At 56.9% G+C, this 19,896-nt stretch carries 21 protein-coding genes, 1 tRNA gene and 1 pseudogene; 12 read left to right on the plus strand and 11 right to left on the minus strand.

Translation table 11 applies throughout. The annotated features are described in order from the left end of the window. Positions 1-36: 36 nt before the first annotated feature. From Q0778_RS10070 to Q0778_RS10100, 7 genes are all read right to left on the minus strand, one after another. Positions 37-1,089, minus strand: a complete 1,053-nt coding sequence (locus tag Q0778_RS10070) for a glycerophosphodiester phosphodiesterase family protein (protein WP_298335808.1) — start codon at positions 1,087-1,089, stop codon at positions 37-39. Beyond that, complete coding sequence (locus Q0778_RS10075; protein WP_298335810.1) at positions 1,086-2,012, minus strand: bifunctional riboflavin kinase/FAD synthetase; 927 nt, start codon at positions 2,010-2,012, stop codon at positions 1,086-1,088. Before Q0778_RS10075 ends, Q0778_RS10070 begins: the two co-directional genes overlap by 4 nt. After that, entirely contained in the window at positions 2,012-2,521 is a 510-nt protein-coding gene (locus tag Q0778_RS10080; RefSeq protein ID WP_298306252.1) for a dihydrofolate reductase, read from the minus strand. The genes Q0778_RS10075 and Q0778_RS10080 overlap by 1 nt, the downstream gene beginning before the upstream one ends. Before the next feature lie 5 nt (positions 2,522-2,526). Continuing rightward, positions 2,527-3,597: a 5-(carboxyamino)imidazole ribonucleotide synthase gene (locus Q0778_RS10085; protein ID WP_298335812.1), complete on the minus strand. Its 1,071-nt coding sequence runs from the start codon at positions 3,595-3,597 to the stop codon at positions 2,527-2,529. A gap of 96 nt (positions 3,598-3,693) precedes the next feature. Beyond that, a complete protein-coding gene (gene purE / locus Q0778_RS10090) occupies positions 3,694-4,176 on the minus strand; it encodes a 5-(carboxyamino)imidazole ribonucleotide mutase (RefSeq protein ID WP_298335814.1) in 483 nt (160 codons plus the stop codon). Beyond that, on the minus strand, positions 4,176-4,862 hold the full coding sequence (gpmA, locus tag Q0778_RS10095) for a 2,3-diphosphoglycerate-dependent phosphoglycerate mutase (RefSeq protein WP_298306242.1): 687 nt from the start codon (positions 4,860-4,862) through the stop codon (positions 4,176-4,178). The genes purE and gpmA overlap by 1 nt, the downstream gene beginning before the upstream one ends. Before the next feature lie 51 nt (positions 4,863-4,913). Further along, complete coding sequence (locus Q0778_RS10100) at positions 4,914-5,060, minus strand: hypothetical protein (RefSeq protein WP_298306239.1); 147 nt, start codon at positions 5,058-5,060, stop codon at positions 4,914-4,916. A 120-nt stretch (positions 5,061-5,180) separates the two neighbouring features. Between Q0778_RS10100 and Q0778_RS10105 the strand changes: the two genes are divergently transcribed. The 3 genes and pseudogenes from Q0778_RS10105 to Q0778_RS10110 all read left to right on the plus strand — a co-directional run bounded on the left by Q0778_RS10105 (position 5,181) and on the right by Q0778_RS10110 (position 6,515). Next, positions 5,181-5,255: transfer RNA gene (locus Q0778_RS10105), tRNA-Thr, on the plus strand. 706 nt (positions 5,256-5,961) lie between these two features. Continuing rightward, positions 5,962-6,315: pseudogene (locus Q0778_RS16360) on the plus strand (alpha/beta fold hydrolase); the annotation flags it as partial. Positions 6,316-6,323: 8 nt separating this feature from the next. Continuing rightward, a complete protein-coding gene (locus Q0778_RS10110; protein ID WP_298306232.1) occupies positions 6,324-6,515 on the plus strand; it encodes a hypothetical protein in 192 nt (63 codons plus the stop codon). Positions 6,516-6,544: 29 nt separating this feature from the next. Here Q0778_RS10110 and Q0778_RS10115 read toward each other — a convergent pair. After that, positions 6,545-7,326 (minus strand): IS5 family transposase gene (locus Q0778_RS10115; RefSeq protein ID WP_298335816.1). Its coding sequence is split into 2 segments (ribosomal slippage): positions 6,545-7,002 and positions 7,002-7,326, totalling 783 coding nucleotides; the frame shifts between segments, so codons are not numbered across the junction. Between the two features lie 136 nt (positions 7,327-7,462). Here Q0778_RS10115 and Q0778_RS10120 point away from each other — a divergent pair. From Q0778_RS10120 to Q0778_RS10135, 4 genes are all read left to right on the plus strand, one after another. Beyond that, entirely contained in the window at positions 7,463-8,017 is a 555-nt protein-coding gene (locus tag Q0778_RS10120) for a hypothetical protein (protein ID WP_298306226.1), read from the plus strand. A 219-nt stretch (positions 8,018-8,236) separates the two neighbouring features. Next, a complete protein-coding gene (locus Q0778_RS10125) occupies positions 8,237-8,887 on the plus strand; it encodes a fimbria/pilus periplasmic chaperone (RefSeq protein ID WP_298335818.1) in 651 nt (216 codons plus the stop codon). Positions 8,888-8,963: 76 nt separating this feature from the next. Beyond that, positions 8,964-11,423 carry a hypothetical protein gene (locus Q0778_RS10130; protein WP_298306220.1) on the plus strand — a complete coding sequence of 820 codons (2,460 nt, stop codon included), beginning with the start codon at positions 8,964-8,966 and terminating at the stop codon, positions 11,421-11,423. Then, on the plus strand, positions 11,420-12,319 hold the full coding sequence (locus tag Q0778_RS10135) for a hypothetical protein (RefSeq protein WP_298335820.1): 900 nt from the start codon (positions 11,420-11,422) through the stop codon (positions 12,317-12,319). The genes Q0778_RS10130 and Q0778_RS10135 overlap by 4 nt, the downstream gene beginning before the upstream one ends. Here the strand turns inward: Q0778_RS10135 and Q0778_RS10140 are convergent. Next, on the minus strand, positions 12,316-12,720 hold the full coding sequence (locus tag Q0778_RS10140) for a hypothetical protein (RefSeq protein WP_298335822.1): 405 nt from the start codon (positions 12,718-12,720) through the stop codon (positions 12,316-12,318). The genes Q0778_RS10135 and Q0778_RS10140 overlap by 4 nt on opposite strands. 506 nt (positions 12,721-13,226) lie before the next feature. Between Q0778_RS10140 and Q0778_RS10145 the strand changes: the two genes are divergently transcribed. The 3 genes from Q0778_RS10145 to Q0778_RS10155 all read left to right on the plus strand — a co-directional run bounded on the left by Q0778_RS10145 (position 13,227) and on the right by Q0778_RS10155 (position 16,807). Then, positions 13,227-14,366, plus strand: coding sequence for an acyl-CoA dehydrogenase family protein (locus Q0778_RS10145; protein WP_298306213.1), 1,140 nt, complete (start codon positions 13,227-13,229; stop codon positions 14,364-14,366). Between the two features lie 105 nt (positions 14,367-14,471). Then, positions 14,472-15,227: a PH domain-containing protein gene (locus Q0778_RS10150; protein WP_298335824.1), complete on the plus strand. Its 756-nt coding sequence runs from the start codon at positions 14,472-14,474 to the stop codon at positions 15,225-15,227. Next, positions 15,224-16,807: a PH domain-containing protein gene (locus Q0778_RS10155; protein WP_298335826.1), complete on the plus strand. Its 1,584-nt coding sequence runs from the start codon at positions 15,224-15,226 to the stop codon at positions 16,805-16,807. The genes Q0778_RS10150 and Q0778_RS10155 overlap by 4 nt, the downstream gene beginning before the upstream one ends. Here Q0778_RS10155 and Q0778_RS10160 read toward each other — a convergent pair. After that, positions 16,804-17,097, minus strand: a complete 294-nt coding sequence (locus tag Q0778_RS10160; protein ID WP_298306204.1) for a GNAT family N-acetyltransferase — start codon at positions 17,095-17,097, stop codon at positions 16,804-16,806. The two genes, Q0778_RS10155 and Q0778_RS10160, sit on opposite strands and share 4 nt — an antisense overlap. Positions 17,098-17,147: 50 nt before the next feature. On the opposite strand from Q0778_RS10160, the gene Q0778_RS10165 reads away from it, so the two are divergent. Together Q0778_RS10165 and Q0778_RS10170 are read left to right on the plus strand one after the other, a co-directional pair. Next, on the plus strand, positions 17,148-18,155 hold the full coding sequence (locus Q0778_RS10165) for a beta-eliminating lyase-related protein (protein ID WP_298306201.1): 1,008 nt from the start codon (positions 17,148-17,150) through the stop codon (positions 18,153-18,155). Between the two features lie 10 nt (positions 18,156-18,165). Then, the gene (locus Q0778_RS10170) at positions 18,166-19,086 is read left to right on the plus strand and encodes a DMT family transporter (protein ID WP_298306198.1); all 921 of its coding nucleotides are present in this window, start codon (positions 18,166-18,168) and stop codon (positions 19,084-19,086) included. Here Q0778_RS10170 and Q0778_RS10175 read toward each other — a convergent pair. Continuing rightward, positions 19,069-19,863, minus strand: a complete 795-nt coding sequence (locus Q0778_RS10175; RefSeq protein WP_298335828.1) for an SDR family NAD(P)-dependent oxidoreductase — start codon at positions 19,861-19,863, stop codon at positions 19,069-19,071. The two genes, Q0778_RS10170 and Q0778_RS10175, sit on opposite strands and share 18 nt — an antisense overlap. Between the last annotated feature and the right edge of the window lie 33 nt (positions 19,864-19,896).

Genomic DNA, 19,896 nt, shown 5'->3' on the forward strand with positions numbered 1-19,896 from the left:
GAGCCCGTTAGGACATCTGAGCCGCCGGTGGAAGCCTCATTGACGCGCTCTTCGCGCATCAAGGGCAACTTCGCCGGCATCGATTTCTTCCTGGGTCCGGTCATCAAGGCGCTGAATAAGCGCCGGTGTGATTGTGAAAGCATCCTCGATCCAGACATAGCCGTTGAAACTGTTAGGTATTTCGGTGAGCTGTTCGGGAAGGGTGAGGCCGCGCGGAAGGTTTTCGCCAATTGGACCGATCACGATGACCTGCCCGCCGTATTTCTCCATCCGAGCGATCAGGCGATTGGGCCAACCCCAGAACGCCCATTGGTAGTTGAGCGGGACAAGCAAGGTCTCACCCCGACAGCTTTGCGGGAGATAACCGCTCCATCCAAACAGCACATAATCCTTTGAGCATAGGCGGGCACCGTCTGTGTTCCAACTCCACGCCTCGGGGAAGATCTCGCGAATACGATTGATGGGCCCGCTATGGCCGTAAAATGCATCGCCCGCTTGGACCGGGTCACGGCCGATTGCAGCGAACTTCTCCGCGATCAGATCTGCTTCGTCGGGGTCCTTGGACTTGAAATTGATCATCAAGCGACCGCGCCGAGGCATGGCTTCTCCTAGCTCCTCAAAAGTGGGCATCGCTCCCACAAACTCTCCGCTGCGGAACGGGAAACTCTGGCCGCCATCGGGGGTATAACCATAACCGATATCGAGCGCCTTAAGCTCTTCGAGCGTTGCCTCGCGAACAGGTCCCGAGCCTTCGGTGCGGCAATCAAGGGTCCAATCGTGCCATACGACGACCTCTCGGTCCTTGGTGGGAGCGATGTCGACCTCAACCATCCATGCGCCCATTTTGAGCGTGCGCAGAACGCTGGGTACGGTGTTCTCAAGATAACGGTGATAGGGCTCGTGAATTCGGTCGGCGGTGCAAGTGTCTCGCTCGACCCCGGCCTTGTCGTAAAGCTGATGTAGGCCGCGATGGGCGATCAGCTTGGGCGCACCCTTGGGCTCGGGCGCGAGCCAACTTGCATTGACAAATGTGAGGGTGAGAAAGGCGAGGGCAAGGCCAAGACCGGCCCATCGAAGCCGGCGCTTCACCCGAGCAATTCCTTGGCCCGCGCGCAATCCTTCTCCATCTGGACCATCAAATCATCTAGCCGCGCGAACTTGGCTTCACCGCGCAGGAAGTGATGGAAAGCGACTTCGATCTCTTGACCATAAAGGTCGCCATCGAAGTCGAAGAAATAGGGTTCGAGCAGCTCTTTGGACGGCTCAAACTGAGGGCGGATGCCGATATTGGCCGCGCCTTTGAGCGTTTCTCCAGACGAAAGGATCGTGCCCGTCACCGCATAGACCCCGTATTTGGGGCGCAGATAGGTGTCGATGGCAAGGTTCGCAGTGGGGTAACCCAGCTTGCGACCGTTCTTATCGCCATGCTCGACAATACCGCGGATGGCGAAGGGGCGGGTGAGCAACTCTGCGGCCAATTGCGGGTCGCCTGCGCGCAAAGCTTCGCGCACGCGGCTCGATGACACGACATCGCCCTTTCCCTCGACCGCTTCGACTACGCGCGACTTGAGGCCACGCGCCCCGCCAAAATCGCGCAGGAGCTCGACATTGCCCTTGGCGCCCTTGCCGAAGGAGAAGTCTCCCCCGGTCACGACACCAAAGGCACCAAAGCGCTCGATCAGGATTTCGGTGATAAAGTCTTCGGCGCTTGTGCCCGCCAGGTCTCCATCGAAGTGAAACACCAGCATCGCTGTGGCACCCGCTTCGAGATACAGCTCTTGGCGCTGCTCCAGAGTGGTCAGGCGAAAGGGTGGCACATCGGGCCTGAAGTGCCGCACCGGATGCGGGTCGAAGGTCGCGATGATCGAGGGACGGCCCTCTTCATGTCCCCATTTGATCGCTTCGCCAGCGACCTCTTGGTGGCCGCGATGGAAACCGTCAAAATTGCCAAGCGCAATGATGGCACCGCGCAGCGCCTGTGTGACGGGTTCTCTGTGATCAAGCCAGCGCATCAGGCGGATTGCTCAGCACGGGTGTACGTTACAAAGGAGAAAGCTGGCGCACCGCCTTCGGCTTCGTGATCTTCACGTGCGGCCTCAACCCACTCATTTTCAAGTGGCTTCATAAAGACATCGCCTTCATAGTCCGCATGGATTTCGGTGACTTCCACTCGTTTGGCGAGAGGGCGGAAAACATCGTAAATTGCAGAGCCGCCGACCACCGCGATTTCACCTGTCGCATTGGCTTGGCGTGCGATGCTTAAGGCTTCCGCGACACCGTGTACAACCTCCGCGCCCTCGCTCGACCATGCATCATGGCGGGTGAGTACGATGTGACGGCGGCCAGGAAGAAGGCCGGGCAGGCTCTCAAAAGTCTTTCGACCCATAATCATGGGTATGCCCATAGTCATTGCTTTGAAGCGCCTGAAATCCTTCGGGATATGCCATGGCAGCCGATTCTCAAATCCAATCGTGCCATTGGCTGCACGGGCGTAGATCAGGAAAATCTCGTGAGAGTCCATTGGGCTCAGGCGACCTTGTTCGAGACCCGGGTGACATGACCCATCTTGCGGCCCTCGCGCGCCTTACGCTTGCCATAAAGGTGGAGGTGCGGCTCGCCTTCCTCGGCCAGAATCTGGTGTGCGGTGAGAGCATCTTCGCCGACAATATTGCGCATTTCGATCTCAGCAAAGCGCGTCTCGGTCCCCCCAAGAGGCAGGCCGCAAACTGCGCGAATGTGGTTTTCAAACTGGCTTGTGGCGGCACCTTCGATCGTCCAGTGGCCCGAATTGTGAACCCGGGGAGCCATCTCATTGAAGATGGGCCCCTGTTTGGTCGCAAAGAACTCAAGCGTCAGCACACCGACATAGCCAAGCGCATTTGCGGTTTTCCGGGCAATTTCGCGTGCCTCCTCAACCTGCTGCTCGACCAGGGGTCCTGCGGGAAGGGCAGAGCGGACAAGCATACCGCCCTCATGTTTGTTGGTGCCAGAATCCCAGAAACGGATCATACCGTCCTGACCTCGGACCAGGATGACGGAAAACTCGGTCTCAAAATCGACGAGTCCTTCGTAAATGCAGGTGCGGCCTGGGAATCGCACGCCTTCTGTTTCATGCGCCGATCCGATGCGCCATTGGCCTTTGCCATCGTAGCCATCTCGAGCGGTCTTCAGAATACCCGGAGTGCCGACAGTCTCGGTAGCACGCGTAAGATCATCTTCGCTTTCAACGCGCTTGTACGGGGCGCATCGGCCGCCAAGCTGTTCGACAAAGCCTTTTTCGGAGAGGCGGTTCTGAGCCACTTCAAGCGCACGTTCACCAGGAACCACCAGCTCTTGTGGAATGGCCTCGATCGCTGAAACGGGTACGTTCTCAAACTCCCAAGTGACGACATCGCATTTGGTCGCGAATGCCGCGAGAGCGGCCTTGTCGCCCCAGCCATTTTCGAAGAAATCGGCACACACATCGGCAGCAACGCTGTCGCCAGGAGGCGAATAGCAAATCACGCGGTAGCCCAATTGGGCAGCCGCCATGGCCAGCATGCGCCCCAGTTGGCCTGCGCCAAGAATGCCGATGGTTGATCCCGGTTTGAGAGCCAATGTGTCCTGTCCCGTTTGCTCACCCTAGTCGGTGGAGAGCTGATGTCTGTTTCGCCCCGTTCAATATGGAAAGGGCATGGCTTCTACAAGCGTGTCTTAGCCCTGAGGGGCCTCAGCCACATCTCCGGTCCGTGCTGCGCGCCAATCTTGAAGCCGCTCGGACAGTTCTTCGTCACTCAAAGCAAGGATCGCGGCGGCCATTAGACCAGCGTTCTTTGCACCTGCATCGCCGATGGCCAGCGTCCCGACCGGTACACCTGCCGGCATCTGAACAATCGACAGGAGGCTATCCATTCCCGAAAGCGCCTTTGACTGCACTGGCACGCCCAGAACGGGGAGATGCGTCATCGCCGCGATCATTCCAGGCAAATGCGCCGCTCCGCCTGCGCCTGCGATAATCACCTCGAAACCTTCGCCTTCTGCACCTTTGGCAAATGCGCTCATCCGGTCAGGGGTGCGGTGAGCAGAGACAATCCGTGCCTCATGCTCAACTTCGAGCTCTTCCAACACTTCGCTTGCGAGCTTCATGGTCGGCCAGTCGGACTGGCTTCCCATGACGATTGCCACCTTGCCTGCCATTATGAGTCCTTCAGATAATAGCGCTCGCCCGGGACCATATCGTCATCAAAATCATAGACAATCGGCTGACCGGTCGGGATTTCGAGACCCGTGATGTCTTCATCGGAGATCTGCGAGAGGTGCTTCACCAGTGCGCGCAGCGAATTGCCGTGCGCAGAGATGATTACCGTTTCACCGCTAGCGAGCACTGGGAGAATATCGCTCTCCCAATAGGGAAGCACCCGCTCGATCGTGAGCTTCAGGCTTTCGGTGTTGGGAACATCGATCCCTTCATAGCGCGGGTCTGCACCCGGATCGTATTCGCTGCCCGGTTCCATCGCCGGAGGCGGTGTGTCGAAACTGCGGCGCCAGATGTGGACCTGTTCATCGCCATGCTTGTCGCGCGTCTCTTGCTTATTGAGCCCGGTCAGGCCGCCATAATGCCGCTCATTCAAACGCCAATCCTTGGTGACGGGAAGCCACAGGCGGCCCGCCTCTTCCAATGCCAGATTAAGTGTCTTGATCGCGCGGGTTTGAAAGCTGGTGAAGCAGGCCGTGGGCAATACGCCCTTTTCCTTCATCAGCGTGCCCGCAGCCTTGGCCTCGGCAACGCCTTTTTCGGTAAGGTCGACATCCCACCAACCGGTAAAACGGTTCTCGAGATTCCACTGGCTCTGACCGTGGCGGACTAGAATGAGTTTAGGCATCTTCGCTCCGAGTTAGCGGGTGGTTCTGGCCCCTTAAGAAAGAAGCGCGGGTTAGCTTGACTTGCCCGATTTGGGAAGGTCACTTTCGTCCGAATCGCGCATTTCGCGGCTTTGCGCCTTCCTCCGGCGCAAATTCTCGCGTAATTTTGCCGCTAGCCGCTCTTCGCGCGACATTTCAGTGTCTTTGTCTTCACTCATGGTTAGGGCTCTGCCGCTAGAGCGCGTTTTGCTCAAGAGGGAAGCTGCATGGGTGTAAAGAAACGCCGCACACACCGCTTGACATTCCGGGCGGCTCTGACGATAGGCGCGCCTCGGTTAGCTGCTGTAGCTCAGTGGTAGAGCGCACCCTTGGTAAGGGTGAGGCCGAGAGTTCAATTCTCTCCAGCAGCACCATTTCCCAAAACTGGCAAAAAATTGACCCGATTTCGGGCCAAAAACCCTGTAAGTACAGGACGTTTCAGGAATTCTATAACCTGTTCCGCGGTCATACTTTGGCGGCTGTGAAAACACCAATTTCAGTACCAAACGGCGCAATTCAAAGATACGAGAACTGCATATGTTATAAGGGTTTGCGAAGAATCTGAGTGGGAGTTCTCGAGACTCTTTGAAGCTCGGCTGCGGTAGCGTCGCTTTTGATGCCTGTTCAGCCAGAACCAGCTTCTGCTCTTCAAGGCTGGCAATCTTGGGTTCGAGCGCATTGGTTGCTTGCGAGTTGCTTATCTCGACGATCTTATCGACCATCTGGTCAATTTTGCGTCGATGCGCCCAATTTCGTTTTTGATCGCCTCGCTATTTGCTTTCGCCTGACCTTTCTTCTGCTCCCAATAGACGCGTGCGATGGCGACGGTTGCTTTGATCAGGTCACGGCTCGGTTGGAGGTTTCTAAGCAGCGTTGCAAAATCGTCTTCGATTTTGACGCGAGGAATTGGTCTGCCGTAGTGTTTGCACTTGTCTCCCATGCCGTTGATAATTTTGTTCTGATATAGGTAGTACGGATAGCTTTTGGTGTTGCCCCTCGGCCAACTTGCAGTGAGACAGTTTCCGCAAGAGGCACACGTGACACCACCGCGCAGTACAAAACTGCGGTTAAGGTCTTTACGTGCAGGGGCGTTGGCGTGGCCTGCACCTGCACGGCAATCCGACCTCTTCCTATTTGTGGCGCAATGTCATCCCGCACGTAATTGCAGCGCGACGCCGCGCAATTCCGCCAGACCTCATCGGTATGGGGGACAGCGGCAAGCCTGCCATTGGCTACACATTCGCAGAGCACGCACGTTATCTCGACGCTTTGCTCGCGGAACTCGACTTGTCGCCTGCAACTTTCGTGATCCACGACTGGGGCAGCGCTTTTGACATGCGCTACACCCGCCTCAGTCCGGCGCGCGTCGAGCGCCTCGCCTACATGGAAGCGATCGTCGCGCCCGGAATACCGTTCCGTCGCTTGAGGCGATGGGGCCTCAAATGGGTGAGCTCTTCTCGACCTTTCGTTCGCCGGCTGGCGAAGAGATGGTGTTCGGCAACAACTTCTTTGTCGAAACCGTGTTCCCACAGTTCTATGTGGCGCGGACGCTGACGGACGCAGAAATGGCGGCATATCGCGCGCCTTATCCAACGTCTGAAAGCCGCCTGCCCACGCTTGTCTGGACGCACTAGACTCCGATCGCAGCGTTGCCTTCTGGTCTCTAGGCGACGTGGACAAGTTTGAGCCAGTATCTGGCTGAAGCGATATGCACCATGGAGAGGAAGCTTTCGGCGAGTTGGTCGTATCGGGTTGCGATAGCGCGGTTGATTTTCAGACGACCAAAGAATCGCTCGATCTGGTTGCGCTCCTTGTAGAGCGTCCGGTCGTGCTGGATTTTTAGTTTGCGGTTTGACCTTCCCGGAATGACGGCTTCGATGTTCCGGTTTGCAAGATCGGCACGGATGGCATCGGCATCGTATCCCTTATCAGCCAGGAACGCCTGCGGTGCCCGCTCTGGCAGGGTAATCAGCGTGTCATACGCCTTGCAATCTGCCGCTTCGCCGACTGTCAAGTGGAAGGCGAGTGGTCGTCCTCGCCTGTCAGCCAGACAGTGAAGCTTACTGGTGAACCCGCCCCGCGAGCGGCCAAGAGCTCTTCGACGAGTCCCCCTTTTCCGCCCGCTGCCGAGACATGGGCGCGAACCGTGGTGCTATCGATGCTGTAGTGGCCGCTATCCGCCATGATCTCAGCCAGTGTGACGGACACTGCCCCCCAGACCCCGGCTTTGCTCCATCGCCTGAACCGTCGGTAGATCGTGTTCCAGTTGCCATACTTGGGCGGAACGTCGCGCCACGGTGTGCCGCAGCGAAGCCGCCAGAGTATGCCATTGATGATGGCCCGGTTCTGTTCAGGACGTCTGCCACGCCCCCTGTTTGCCGCCTCAATCGGCAACAAGTCCCTCAAAACACGCCATTCTGCTTCTGTGAGATCACCTCGGCTCAAGCCTGCCTCCAAAAGGCAGCCTTGAATCAACCAGACAACGCAACGTCAATCAATTTGTCCACGCCGCCTAGTCTTTGCGGCGCTCAAGCTTTGTGCTGCGTACCAACTTACTGACTAAGGCCTTGGAGATTAACGAATGAAAAAGCTTATTGTAGCATTTGGCGCAGCGGCGCTTATTGGCACACCAGCGATTGCAGGTCCTAGTGACAGTGACGAGGTAACGGTCAATGCCACTGTTGAGAAAGAGTGCAGCATTGAAGACGTTACTGTCCTCAACCTCGGCGCTCTTCCTATCGTGGAAACACCGGGATTGGATGCTCTTCAGCTGACCGACACTGAAACGCGTGCGGAACAGCTTGCTTGGGTTAGCTGCAACTTCACCAACCGTATGACGCTAAGTGCACCGACACCACTGACTTCAGCATCGGGTGCAGCTCTGCTTGGCACGACGGAAGTTGGTAGTCAGCCTTTCGTGAACGAGATCGATTACCGTTTCCGTGCGAACAACTATCGTCGCTCGCCAGAGTCGCGTTCAGATGGTGGTCCTAGCCGTACGTTCGATGAAACCGGTCCGATCCATAAGAACATCCGTTTCCGTGCATATGTTCTGGGTAGCGACAACTCGGGCGTTCGTCCGGTAGCCGCCGATGATTACACCGCAACGGCTACGATCGAAATCACCACTTTGTGATTTGATTTTGAAATGATTTGGGGCGAGACGGGAAACCTTCTCGCCCCTCGTCATAACTGAAGAGCACTCCTGTCGGATTCGGGCTCGGCTCGCGAGAAGCGAGACGCTCTCTGACATTCGGGGTCGAAGGGAAACCGCCTTGCATATGTTTAACCGGTTCATCCTTGGGATCGCCGCCGCAATGCTGGCTTGCGCAGCTCCAGTCTCCGCGTCCCGCGCATGGCTGTCGATCTCGACACTTTCGGCCGAGGCTCTGTGGCGCGCATTCAATTCACCAACACCGCCGACCGCGAATTCCCTGTCGAAGTCCGCGTTTACCTCGGCGAGATCTCCGAAGATGGTGAACTCGAACTCACGCCCGCAGAAGATGACTTCCTGATCTTTCCGCCGCAAACCGTGATCGACCCGCTTGGAGAGCAGGTTATTCGGGTGCAGTATGTAGGCGAACCGGCTCTAGAGCAGGCAAAGGTCTATTATGTTTCTCTTTCGGAATTGCCTGTTCCGCTTGAGGCCGGTGGTGGCCCAAAGGTTCAGGTCACCGTTCGCTTCAACGTGTTTGTAAATGTCCAGCCTGAAGGCGCCGAAGCCCTACCTCGTGTGGACACTATCGAAAGTGCCGAAGTTGAAGAGGAAAAGGGCATACGGGTTCGGCTCGCTAACGATGGGAATGGCATGCTGCTTGCTGGTCAACGCGCGTGGCGGATTACGGGCAACACCACCTCCGGCGAAGCCTTTGAACGCGAATTCACAACGGCCCAGATGGGTGTGATTGTGGGTGCGGGCGTTGTTGCACCATCAAAGGCCCGGAATTTCTTCATCCCCCTCAGCATCGATGTCGATGCTGCGAGTGTTGCCGTCGATATCGAGTAACCCAATGGTGACGGGGGCTAAAACAAAGAGGAGCACAAGCAGCACGGCGCGCATTGCGAAGGCGACTCTGGGATCGTTGACCTTACTGCTCTTCACAGCGCTTATCTCTAGCCCGGCCCTGGCGCTCAACGCGGCGGGTGCGCAGGGGAATTTATCTGCTGAACAGCCCGCCCGGTCCGACCCACGCAGTGTCACGATACTTTCCTTGCCGTTACTGCGCGAGGAAGATGTGCTGGGTGAAATCGAGGTGGAAATAGACGCGGCAGGTGCCGCGCGTTTCGAACGTTTCACACTGCTGCGTACACTTGGCCCGATCCTTTCAGACGAAGGCCGCGCCAAGCTCTCCGAAGATTTGGTCGATACCGACTACATTTCTGCTCGAGCGCTCAGCGAACTCGGCATTGAAATGCGGTTCGACATGTCTCGCCTCGAGGTCGTGATTGGGCGCTTGGACACTAACCTTTTGCCGGTCGTCGATCTCGAATCGCGCAATCGCAGGCTCGAAGATCGTGAGCCGACGATCCAACCAAGCGGGTTCTCAACCTTTCTGAATGTCGCAGGAAACTTCGAATATGTCGATAATGACGGGTTCGGAACGTCAACGCCGGACCCCGATATTATCGCTTTCGGAGCAACACGCATCGGTGACTTTGCGCTTCAATATGAAGGCGGGCTTACGTCGCTGGATGATGGGGAATACGGCCCTTACCGACGCTTCGTGCGCGGCATCTATGATATCGAAAACCGGTACATGCGTATCAGCGCCGGTGAGGTTCAGACCATGTCGCTTCCGCTGCTCGGTACGCAATTGATTGGCGGGGTCGGAGTAGAACGTCGTCGCCGGATATTCGACCCGTTCGAGCCGGTTTTTCAGCTCGGGGGCAGACGGCTGCGGATCAACAGTCCTTCCACGATCGAGATCATCAACAACGGCAATCTGGTCAGCACCATTCCAGTTGAGCAGGGAATCTACGACCTTGATCAACTTCCTTTGGCGTTTGGAGCCAACGACGTACAGGTCGTTATCCGTGATGCTGCAGGGCGGACGACAACCACTGACTTCAACTACTTCTTTGACCCGGTCGATCTTGAAGTGGGTGACTATGAATTTGGAGCGTTCGCGGGGTTTGTCTCAGATCTCACTGGCCTCCAGCCCAGCTATGGTGGCAAGGTGGGTGCCTCGGCGTTCTATCGCCGCGCCATAAGTCCCTCTCTCTTGCTTGGTGGCGCATTCCAGCTTTCTGAGGATGTCCAGGCTGCAGCAGCTGAGATCCGATTGGTCCCACAGATCTTCCCTGGGGTGATTGAAACCCAACTGGCCATGTCCAATGGGGACAACGGTATCGGGTTCGCAACGCGTACCGGCTATCGCTGGTCGCAAGCCATCCCGCAGGGATCGCGGCAAATCTCAATCTTGTTTGACTATGAGAGCAACGGTTTTGAGTTACCGGGTCAGCCGGACCTCTTTCGACAGGAGCGATTGTCGATCAACGCGACCTATGGACAAAGCCTGTCGCCCTCAACATTTCTGAATGCAGGGATCAGCCAGATCATTCGGGACACGAATCCTGGGCAAACCACGGCCTTCGCCGATATCGTCCACCAGTTTACCGACCGCCTGCGGGCGACTGGTGGCGTTCAATATGGGCGCAATGATGGGTTCGACACCGAATGGGGCGTACGTGTTGGTATCACCTTCCTGTTTGATCGAAACAGCCGCGTAAACGCAGATGCGCAAACACGGCGGTCGCTCTATCGGGTAGGCGCCAATCGAGGAGCTGAAAACCGTGTTGGTGCGTGGGGCTACGATGTCGGAATTGAACGGAACAGCGGTTCAACTTTGGCTGACGCTTCGCTGCAGTATCGCGGTAACCGTTTCGACGCGCGCCTCTTGGCCCAAACTTCGGGCGACGGCTTCGGCAGTGTCACTGACAACCGCCGTGCCCAGTTACAACTGTCGACAGCATTTGCCTATGCAGACGGCGCGTTTGGTATCGGGCGCAGTATCACGGACGGTTTTGCTCTGGTCCAACCGGTCGATGGCATAGGCGGAGAAGCGATTGTCGGAAACAACCTGAACGAAGGCGAATATCTTGGACGCAGTGGTACGTTTGGTGCGGCCGTGGTGCCCGACATCTTAGGCTATCAAACGCGCGAGATTGTGTATGATATCGACGCCGACGGAACAGTGTTCGATGTTGGCGACGGCAATGACCGGGTCCGTGTCGCCACGGGAGGCGGCACGAAGATACTAATCGGCAACACCCGCTTCGTTAGCGCAGTTGGCACCCTTATGATCGATCAGGAACCAGGAGTTCTGCTTGTTGGTGAAGTCACATCACGGGACGACGAAGGATTCGAGCCGTTAGCATTTTATACGAATTCGGCGGGACGTTTCTCCATCCTAGGCTTAGCGCCAGACAAAATTTATCTCATAACATTGCGCGATGGGCGCGAGTTCGCGATAACCGTCCCCGATACCGACCAAGGCCTGCTTCGTCTCGGCACGGTCACTCTTGAAAGGAGTGAAGAATGACCACGTTCAACCGGATAATTGCGTTGATTGGCGCTTTGCTTCTTATGAGCCCGGCCGCCGCCTCCGCTCAAAGCGGCACAGATTGCGACGTGCGTTTCACACAGGAAAGCGCAACAATCACCATGGTTGCCCCCGATATCGGCCGGGGGCAGCAGGCTTTCGGCGAGCAGGTCATTCGGCTGACTACTGTTGATGATGATCAGAACAGAGCTTGCCGAGCGGACTTACGCATATCACGGCTTAACACTGCCCCCTCATTTCCCAGCTATCGAATTTTCGCGCTTGGTCGACCGATTGTCCCTTCGATCAGTGAGACAGTAGCAAATGCGCAAAATCAAATTATCGTCGCGATTCCGCGAAATCGCTCGGGTAGGAGCATCAATCTTAGAGCCGTAGCTCCGGCAAATTGGGGCATTCACGCTGGTAGACACAACGAACAATTGCAACTTTCATTGGTCGGGCAAGCTGGAGAGGTCCTCGATAAGCTAGCTCTCAATCTGGTGCTGGACGTGCCTAAGGCCGTAGATGTTATGTTTGTCGGAGCGACTGGAATTGGGCGCGCCAATCGTATCAATTTGGGCCGATTGTCAGCGGCACAGTCCACGCGGTCCGAACCCTTCGGGCTTAGGGTCTGGAGCAGTTCTGGTTACCGCATTGGGTTGAGCTCGGAAAACCAAGGGAAACTGGTGCACCGACAGGGAATGGATGAAATTCCATATAAACTTCAATTGGAAGGTCGTGAAGTGCCTCTAGAAAGTGGCATTGCTCCTTACACAAGTCCTGAAGCGACCGGGCGGTCTGGCGACATCTATAGTCTTGGTATCTTGGTTCCCGCACGGCGTAGCGTCGCAGGCCGATATCAGGATCGGATATTGGTCACGGTCAGCGCAATCTAGATTGCCGTCATTGAAACGCTCAAAACGAGAGGACGATTAAGGTCCTTTGCATTAAGCGACATCGGCACCTGCTTAAAAATCGGCCCTGAACGGTTGACTAAGTCGGTTTGTCCAACAGCATTCAGCTCGCGAATGAGATTGCCATAGCGTAGCACTATGGTCTCACTTGAATCCAATGCTCGGGTTAATGCCGCAATGCGATATCCGCGACCCGAATTGCACATTTCCCAAGCGACGCCGGTCGCCGCTTCTGAGCCTTCGTTGAGACTGAGGTTCGGGGCATCGAGGCGGCAGCTTTCAGGCACCGACGCTGTGACACGGGAGGACGAGACCTCTGCATGTGCGGCATGCGGTAACACGGCAAGACCCGCAATAATTGTCAGAGTAATGCGATGAAGCACGGCGTTTTCCTTTTCTTTTCACCATGCATTGTCGCAAACAACCGTTACCAAAGGTTTCAGATAACCTTTCCAGGTGCTTTCACAGATTGGTTAACAACCGGACTGAATAAGTATACGTTTTGCTCTTGCGCATCTGAACGTCAGGCAAGCGAACAAGCCTGCCCGGATGTCGGGCGCATTCTCATATTGTGTTGATCGCCCGGTCTTACGTAAGATAAATATCACGCTTGTTCTGATACTTGGTCTGTTTCAGCACGGTATAGACTTCGCCGTGATGATCGATAACCACAAAGCCGAGTTGGTTCCCGCGAGCGAGCCAAAACCCGCGCTCTTTAACGCATGCTCGAACGAGCTGCGATTGTCCGAGATCGCCCAGGCATCCAGCTTTGAGAGCCTGCCGTACCTGAGAATTGAAGGTTTGCAGATCGGTTTCTTGCCGATACCAAGCGTTTTCAATTCACTCACGAGGTGCCGCTATCAATTTCGAACTCCCCGAAGAGTATCAGATGCTCGAAGACCTTGTGCAAAGGTTCGTGCGTGATGAGTTGATGCCCTTGGAAGCAGGCGTCTTGGAGCGCGATGCTCGGGGCCAAGGCGGATACATCACCGCTGACGAAAAAGCGCGGCTGGATGCGGTTTCGAAGGATATGGGGCTCTGGGCTCTCGATGCGCCAGAGGAAGTGGGTGGCATGGGGCTGCCTCATATGGCGCTGGTCGGCGTGAACATTGCGATGGGCAGCACTGTTGCGAAGTACAATCTGCCGCCTGACAGCCCGAACCTCAAAATGCTTGCTGGTTATTGCGATGAGCAGCAGCGCAAAGCCTATCTTGAGCCTCATGTGAGCGAAGGAACGCTATCGGCCATCGGGATTTCGGAACCGGGTGCGGGCGCTGATCCATCAGGGATGACAACCAAGGCTGTTCTCAAAGGTGACAAGTGGATCATCAATGGGCGCAAGATCTGGATCACTTCTGCGAAAGAGGCCGATTTCACGATCCTTCTGGCACGCACAAATCCCGAAGCGAAGGGTTCGGGCGGCATGTCCTGCTTCCTCGTTGACCGCGATGCACCCGGCTTTAACGTCGTGAAGCAAGTCCCGATGCTTGGCGGCGAGTACACCTATGAGATCGCTCTCGAAGACTGCGAGGTCGAGGATTGGAAGCTGCTTGGCACCGAAGGTGAAGGCTTTGCCCCTATGCAGCTGCGCCTTGGTACTCGCCGAATGCAGATGGCGGCCTGGTGTATTGGTGCGGCAGAACGCGCGCTTTCCATCATGACTGAGCACGCACCCCAGCGTGTAACCTTTGGCCAGCCATTGTCGGCGCGTCAGGCGGTGCAGTGGTGGGTGGCCGATGCCAAGATGAAGATCCATGCGGCCCGCCTGATGGCCTATGACTGCGCATGGAAACTGGATGAGGGCCGCGATGTGCGCTCTGAGATTTCAATGATCAAAGTCTATTGCAGCGAAATGGCGCAAGAAGTCATCGACAACGCCATGCAATGCCTTGGCGGGATGGGCGTAACCAAGGAAATGCCGCTTCATATGCTTGCCGGCCGCGTTCGCAACATGCGCATCTATGACGGCCCTTCAGAGGTGCACCGCATGGTGATTGCACGCAATTCCATGGATGTGCCCCGCAAGTGATCGGGTCGCCAAAAGCGCCAACCACAAAAAATCCAGAAAGAAATCACCCACTCTCTGCGAGTTTACACTTGCGCGGGTGCGCCGCTCTAGCGCAAGAATTGCCGCATGAGTGATCGGGATCAGTCTGGTAAAGGTGATACAGACAACGGGCAGCCAGCCCCGAAGCTTGATCCTGCACGCCAATTGTTTGGTCACAAGGGCGGGGCGAAACCGTGGGAGCCGGGGCAACGCACATCCCAAGCCGCTGCTACCCCATCTCGCCCAGCACAAGCCGCTTCTGCGCCTTATCCGCGCGATGCCCAATATGCGCCGCGTCCATTTGAAGAAAATGCAGAAGCAGACCCCGATGTGAGGCTGGCTTCAGCGATCTTCACTGAGGTGGATGACGAAGCGGAACTCACTTTGCTGCACCCCAATTACAAGCTGCTCATGCGGATTGCGGCGATATTTATTGGCTTTCTTGTTCTGGTCGTGGGTCTTGCGATTGACGGGGCTTTGCAAGCCGAGGAAGTGCCCATCCCCTTCGGCATCATTACAGGCTTAGCTGTTCTGATGGCTTTGTTCATCGTGATCCGAATTCCGCTCGCCCGGTATAATGCGCGCGGTTATCAAATTAGTCCTGATCGGTTGCGTGTTGTGCGCGGTATTATGTGGCGCTCCGATACGATTGTGCCTTTTGGCCGCATCCAGCACATCGACGTTGATCAAGGCCCGATCGAGCGCGCTCTCGATATCGCGACCATGACGTTGCACACTGCGGGCAGCCACAATGCCTCGGTCAGCCTACCCGGCCTTGGCCATGAACTTGCAGTTCAGATGCGCGAGGAGATCCGCGCCCACATCAAGCGCGAGAGCATGTGAGCAAGGCTGCTTCTCCAGTCTCGCCTTCGGGAATTCCTCAAGTGGAAGGGGCCAACAACGCGTTTGAACCGCGCAACACTGACCCCAAAACGGTGCTGGTTGGCCTGCTCCAAAGCGCGCAGAACGCGATCATTCCCGCCCTTGCCATCGCCTTTAGCACCGCAGGGATGGGCCTTCTTATTGCGCTTCCCGTTGCCGCCGCGATTGTCGCTATCGGTACGCTGTTTTCCTACATCGCCTGGAAGCGCCTTACATACACGATCGGTGCGGCTGATATTCGTGTTGAAAGTGGGGTGTTGAGCCGCTCTGCGCGCTCTGTTCCCTATGAACGTATTCAGGATGTCAGCCTTGAGCAGAAATTGCTTCCTCGGCTGTTAGGGCTTGTTGCGGTCAAGTTTGAGACCGGGGCTGGCGGGGGAGAGGATCTCAGCCTTTCCTATCTTACCGAGGAACGCGGCGAAGAGATGCGTCAGCTGGTTCGAGAGCGCAAAGACGGCCAGGCTTCTGGCGCATTGGTTGAGGACTGTGCGGCGTCCCCAATAGGAAAGATAGATGAAGAGGCGGTGGCTCTCTTTACTATGACACCGAAGAGGCTTCTCACTTTTGGCCTTTTTTCATTTTCTCTCGCGGTGTTCGCGGTGCTGGCTGGTCTGTTGCAATATGTCGACAGCTTCCTCGACTTCGACTTTTGGGAGCTCGAAGTCTGGCAGGGTTTGATTGAAGACTACGGTTTCGATCTGAGTGCGCTTGATCGTACCGTTCAAATTGTGGGCATAATATCCAGCATTGGCGTGTTAGTCGCTATTGGTTTGCTGACAGGAGTGGTGCGGGTCTTCCTGCGCGAATGGGGTTTTTTGCTCGAGCGTACCGCAAGGGGGTTCCGCCGCCGCCGAGGTTTGCTGACAAAGACCGATGTGGTGATGCCGATCCATCGGGTACAGGGTGTCAAAATTGGGACGCGCTTTATCCGCTATCGCTTTGGGTGGCATTCATTGAGCTTTGTTAGTCTCGCGCAAGATTCAGGAGCCTCGAGTCATGTGGTTGCGCCCTTTGCCAAGATCGACGAGATTTCGCCCATCGCGGAGGTCGCTGGTTTCACTCTGCCGGGCGAAAGTTCCGACTGGCGGAGAGCCAGCGAGAAATTCCTGTTTGATAGCGCAGTGCGCGACGCGCTGTTCTTTTTGATACCGGCTGTTGTCGCAGGAATTGCATCGAGCATTTATTCGCCCGAATGGACGTCCTTTGTGGTGGGCGCTTTGTTCGTTCTCGCCGGGATTTCCGCAGCCCTCAACGTGCTGGCTTGGCGGTATCAACGCCATGCGCTCGATACCACGCAGATTGTATCGGCCCGAGGGGTTCTTTCCCCGCGGAGCCAGATCGCGACTCGGCTTAAACTGCATTCTGTAGAGATCGCTCAAGGCCCCATTGCGAGGTGGCGTGGCTACGCAACGCTTCATTTGGGGCAGGCCGGCGGAGTGTTCGCAATTCCCGGTGTGTCGCTTGAGCGAGCGCAAGAAGTGCGACGCAAGGTCATGGAGACAATCGCCGCGACCGATTTCTCTCAGCTCGATACGGCTTAGGCGCGTAAATCGGCCCAATCGGGATTCTGGTCGAATTTCTTGGCGACATACCAGCATTGCGGCACGACTTTGAAACCGTGCTCGCGCGCATCGGCGATAAGTTCTTCGACCAATTGAGCGGCAATGCCACGCCCACCGATTTCCGAAGGGACGATTGTGTGGGTGGCCACCCGAACGCCTTCCCCGTCCGGCTCCCATTCGAGATGGCCCGTCGCAGTCTCTCCCGACACTTTGGCGATGTACTTTCCGCCATCACCATGGGCTTGATGGGTAATGGTAACCTCGCCCAAACGATCTCTCCTTCTTGCCATGTGCGCCCAGAGCACTAGAGGCTTGGCGCATGACTGACCTCATGCCCTTCCTCTCCGACAATGCCGCTCCGGTCCACCCCAAAGTGTGGGAAGCAATGCGTGCGGCCGACAGTGCAGACAGCCCATATGATGGCGATGCACTCTCAGCCCAGCTTGATGAGCGGTTCAGTGATCTTTTCGGACGCGAATGCGCCGGGCTTTGGACGGCGACCGGGACCTCTGCCAATTGCTTGGCGCTTGCGACTATGGTGCAGCCGCATGGAGGCGTGGTGTGCCACGAGGAAGCACATATCGAGGTCGACGAGGGTGGCGCACCGGGGTTTTACCTTCATGGTGCCAAATTGATGTTGTGCGAAGGTGAGGGTGCAAAGCTCACACCCGAAGGGATCGCCGCTCTGATTGATCCGATCCGCGATGATGTTCACCAGGTGCAGCCGCATGCAATCGCGATCACTCAGGCGAGCGAATATGGGCGCAGCTATTCGCGTGGCGAGCTTGAGACTCTGCATGATTTCGCAAAGGACCGTGGCCTCGGCATTCATATGGATGGCGCGCGTTTTGCCAATGCTGCTGCCTTCCTTGGAGGTTCAGCGGCTGATGCGGCGCGAGGGGTAGACAGCCTTGCCTTCGGTTTCATCAAGAACGGCGCCATGAGCGCCGAAGCTGTGGTGCTTTTCGACCCGGAACAAGCCGGTATGGTCAAATATCGCCGCAAGCGCGCCGGACACCTTCAGTGCAAAGGTCGCTATCTTGCCGCGCAGATCCTTGCGATGCTTGTTGGCGATCTGTGGCTCGCCAACGCCCGCCATGCCAATGCGGCGGCGGGCGAGGTGGCAAGCGGCTGTGAGGGGCGTTTGATGCACCCGGTCGAAGCCAATGAGTTGTTTGTGCGGATTTCTCCGGAAGAGCGAGAGACATTGAGATTGCAGAATTTCGCTTTCTATGATTGGGGCGCGGATGCGGCTCGATTTGTCACTGCTTGGGACACTCGCGAGGATCACGCCAAGGCGCTCGGCCAGGCGATAGCTGCACTTTGATCGCTGCCATATGAGTTCCGAAAACCCATCCATGTTGAACCTGCGGGTAATCCTCCCATTTGTGCTGACCGGCACGATCTGGGGGTCCACCTGGTTTGTGATCACCGGACAGATTGACGGTGTGCCTGCCGCCTGGTCGGTGTTCTATCGCTTCGCGTTGGCGACACCGGCGCTGTTTCTGGTGGCATTCTTGATGAAGCGGCGGTTGCTCCTCAATCGGCCTGAACACAGACTCGCAGTCCTTGTCGGCCTGTTCCAGTTCAGCGGAAATTTCCTCTTCGTCTATCACGCAGAGCTCTATGTGACGTCTGGCATTGTGGCCTTGATGTTCGGGTTGATGATGGTGCCCAATGCCATGCTGGGTCGCTTTTTCCTTGGAGAGCGGGTGCCGACCGGATTTATGCTCGGCAGCTGCGTCGCGATTGTTGGCGTGTCTTCTCTTCTCTTCCACGAATGGAATGCCAATCCCGATGCGGGAGTGATTGGCGGGAATGTCGGGCTGGGCATTGCGCTGGCAATGCTGGGCATTCTTTCTGCCTCGGTCGCCAACGTCATTCAGGCCAACCCTACTGGCCGCGCGGTTCCAATGGTGAGTCTGCTTGCGTGGGCGATGCTCTATGGCACGATCTTCGACCTTGGCTTTGCATGGCTAACTGCTGGCCCACCACCTGTGCCCACGGAGACGGCTTATTGGGGCGGGATTGTCTATCTCGCGCTGATTGGATCGGTGATCACCTTCCCGCTCCATTACAATCTCGTGCGTGAGATTGGCGCGGGCAAGACGGCCTATAATGCGATCCTGACTATCTCGGTGGCGATGGTGATCTCGACCGTCTTTGAGGGTTACCGCTGGACTGGGCTGACGGTTGGAGGAATGGCTCTGGCCGTGCTGGGAATGGTTATTGCGCTCAGATCAAAGCAAGTCCGCTAGACCTTCGATGTAAGTTGGGAGTTTCGGCCGCCAATCAAGCACACGCTTGGCCTTGCCATTCGCTACGCGGCGGTTCTCAGAATAGAAGCCGCGCGCCATCTCTGAGAGACTGGCCTCTTCGAGCGTCTCGAGCTTGGGCGGCTCCAAGCCGAGAAGCGCGCAGGCATGTTCAGTCACCGCATTGCCGCTGGCCGGCAAGTCGTCGCCCAGATTGTAAGCCCCCGAAGGCGCGTCGCGCGTCAACGCGGCGACAACCCCGCTTGCTATATCGTCGACATGAACACGGCTGAACACCTGGCCTGGTAGATCAATCCGCCGCGCCTTTCCTGTTTTCACCCGGTCAAGCGTGCTGCGTCCCGGCCCATAAATGCCCGGCAGTCGAAAAACTCGCGCACCAAGCTCGATCCAAGCGGCATCCGCCTCTGCTCTTGCATTGCGGCGACCCGCGCCAGTTTCGACCACAGTGGGCGTTGCTTCATCAACCCATGCCCCCTGCTGGTCGCCATAAACTCCGGTGGAGGAGAGGTAGAACAGCGCTCGGTCTCTGAGCGCCTCGCCATACGCTGACAAAACCGGATCATCGCCCGAAGCTCGGTCTGGCGGTACCGAGGAGAGCACATGGGTGGCTCGCTCAAGTGCGGCGTGGACAGCTTGTGCATCGGCAAAATCCACCGCACCAGCACTGCCCGTCGCCTCCACGCTCCACCCTAGCGTCTTCAGCGAAGCGGCGATGCGTTTGGCGGTGTAGCCAAGGCCAAAGATCAATAAATGCGCCATGTCAGGGCTAGTGCCGCTGGACGCGGGCGCAAA

The sequence above is a fragment of the uncultured Erythrobacter sp. genome, from assembly GCF_947502395.1.
Classification (GTDB): Bacteria; Pseudomonadota; Alphaproteobacteria; order Sphingomonadales; family Sphingomonadaceae; genus Erythrobacter.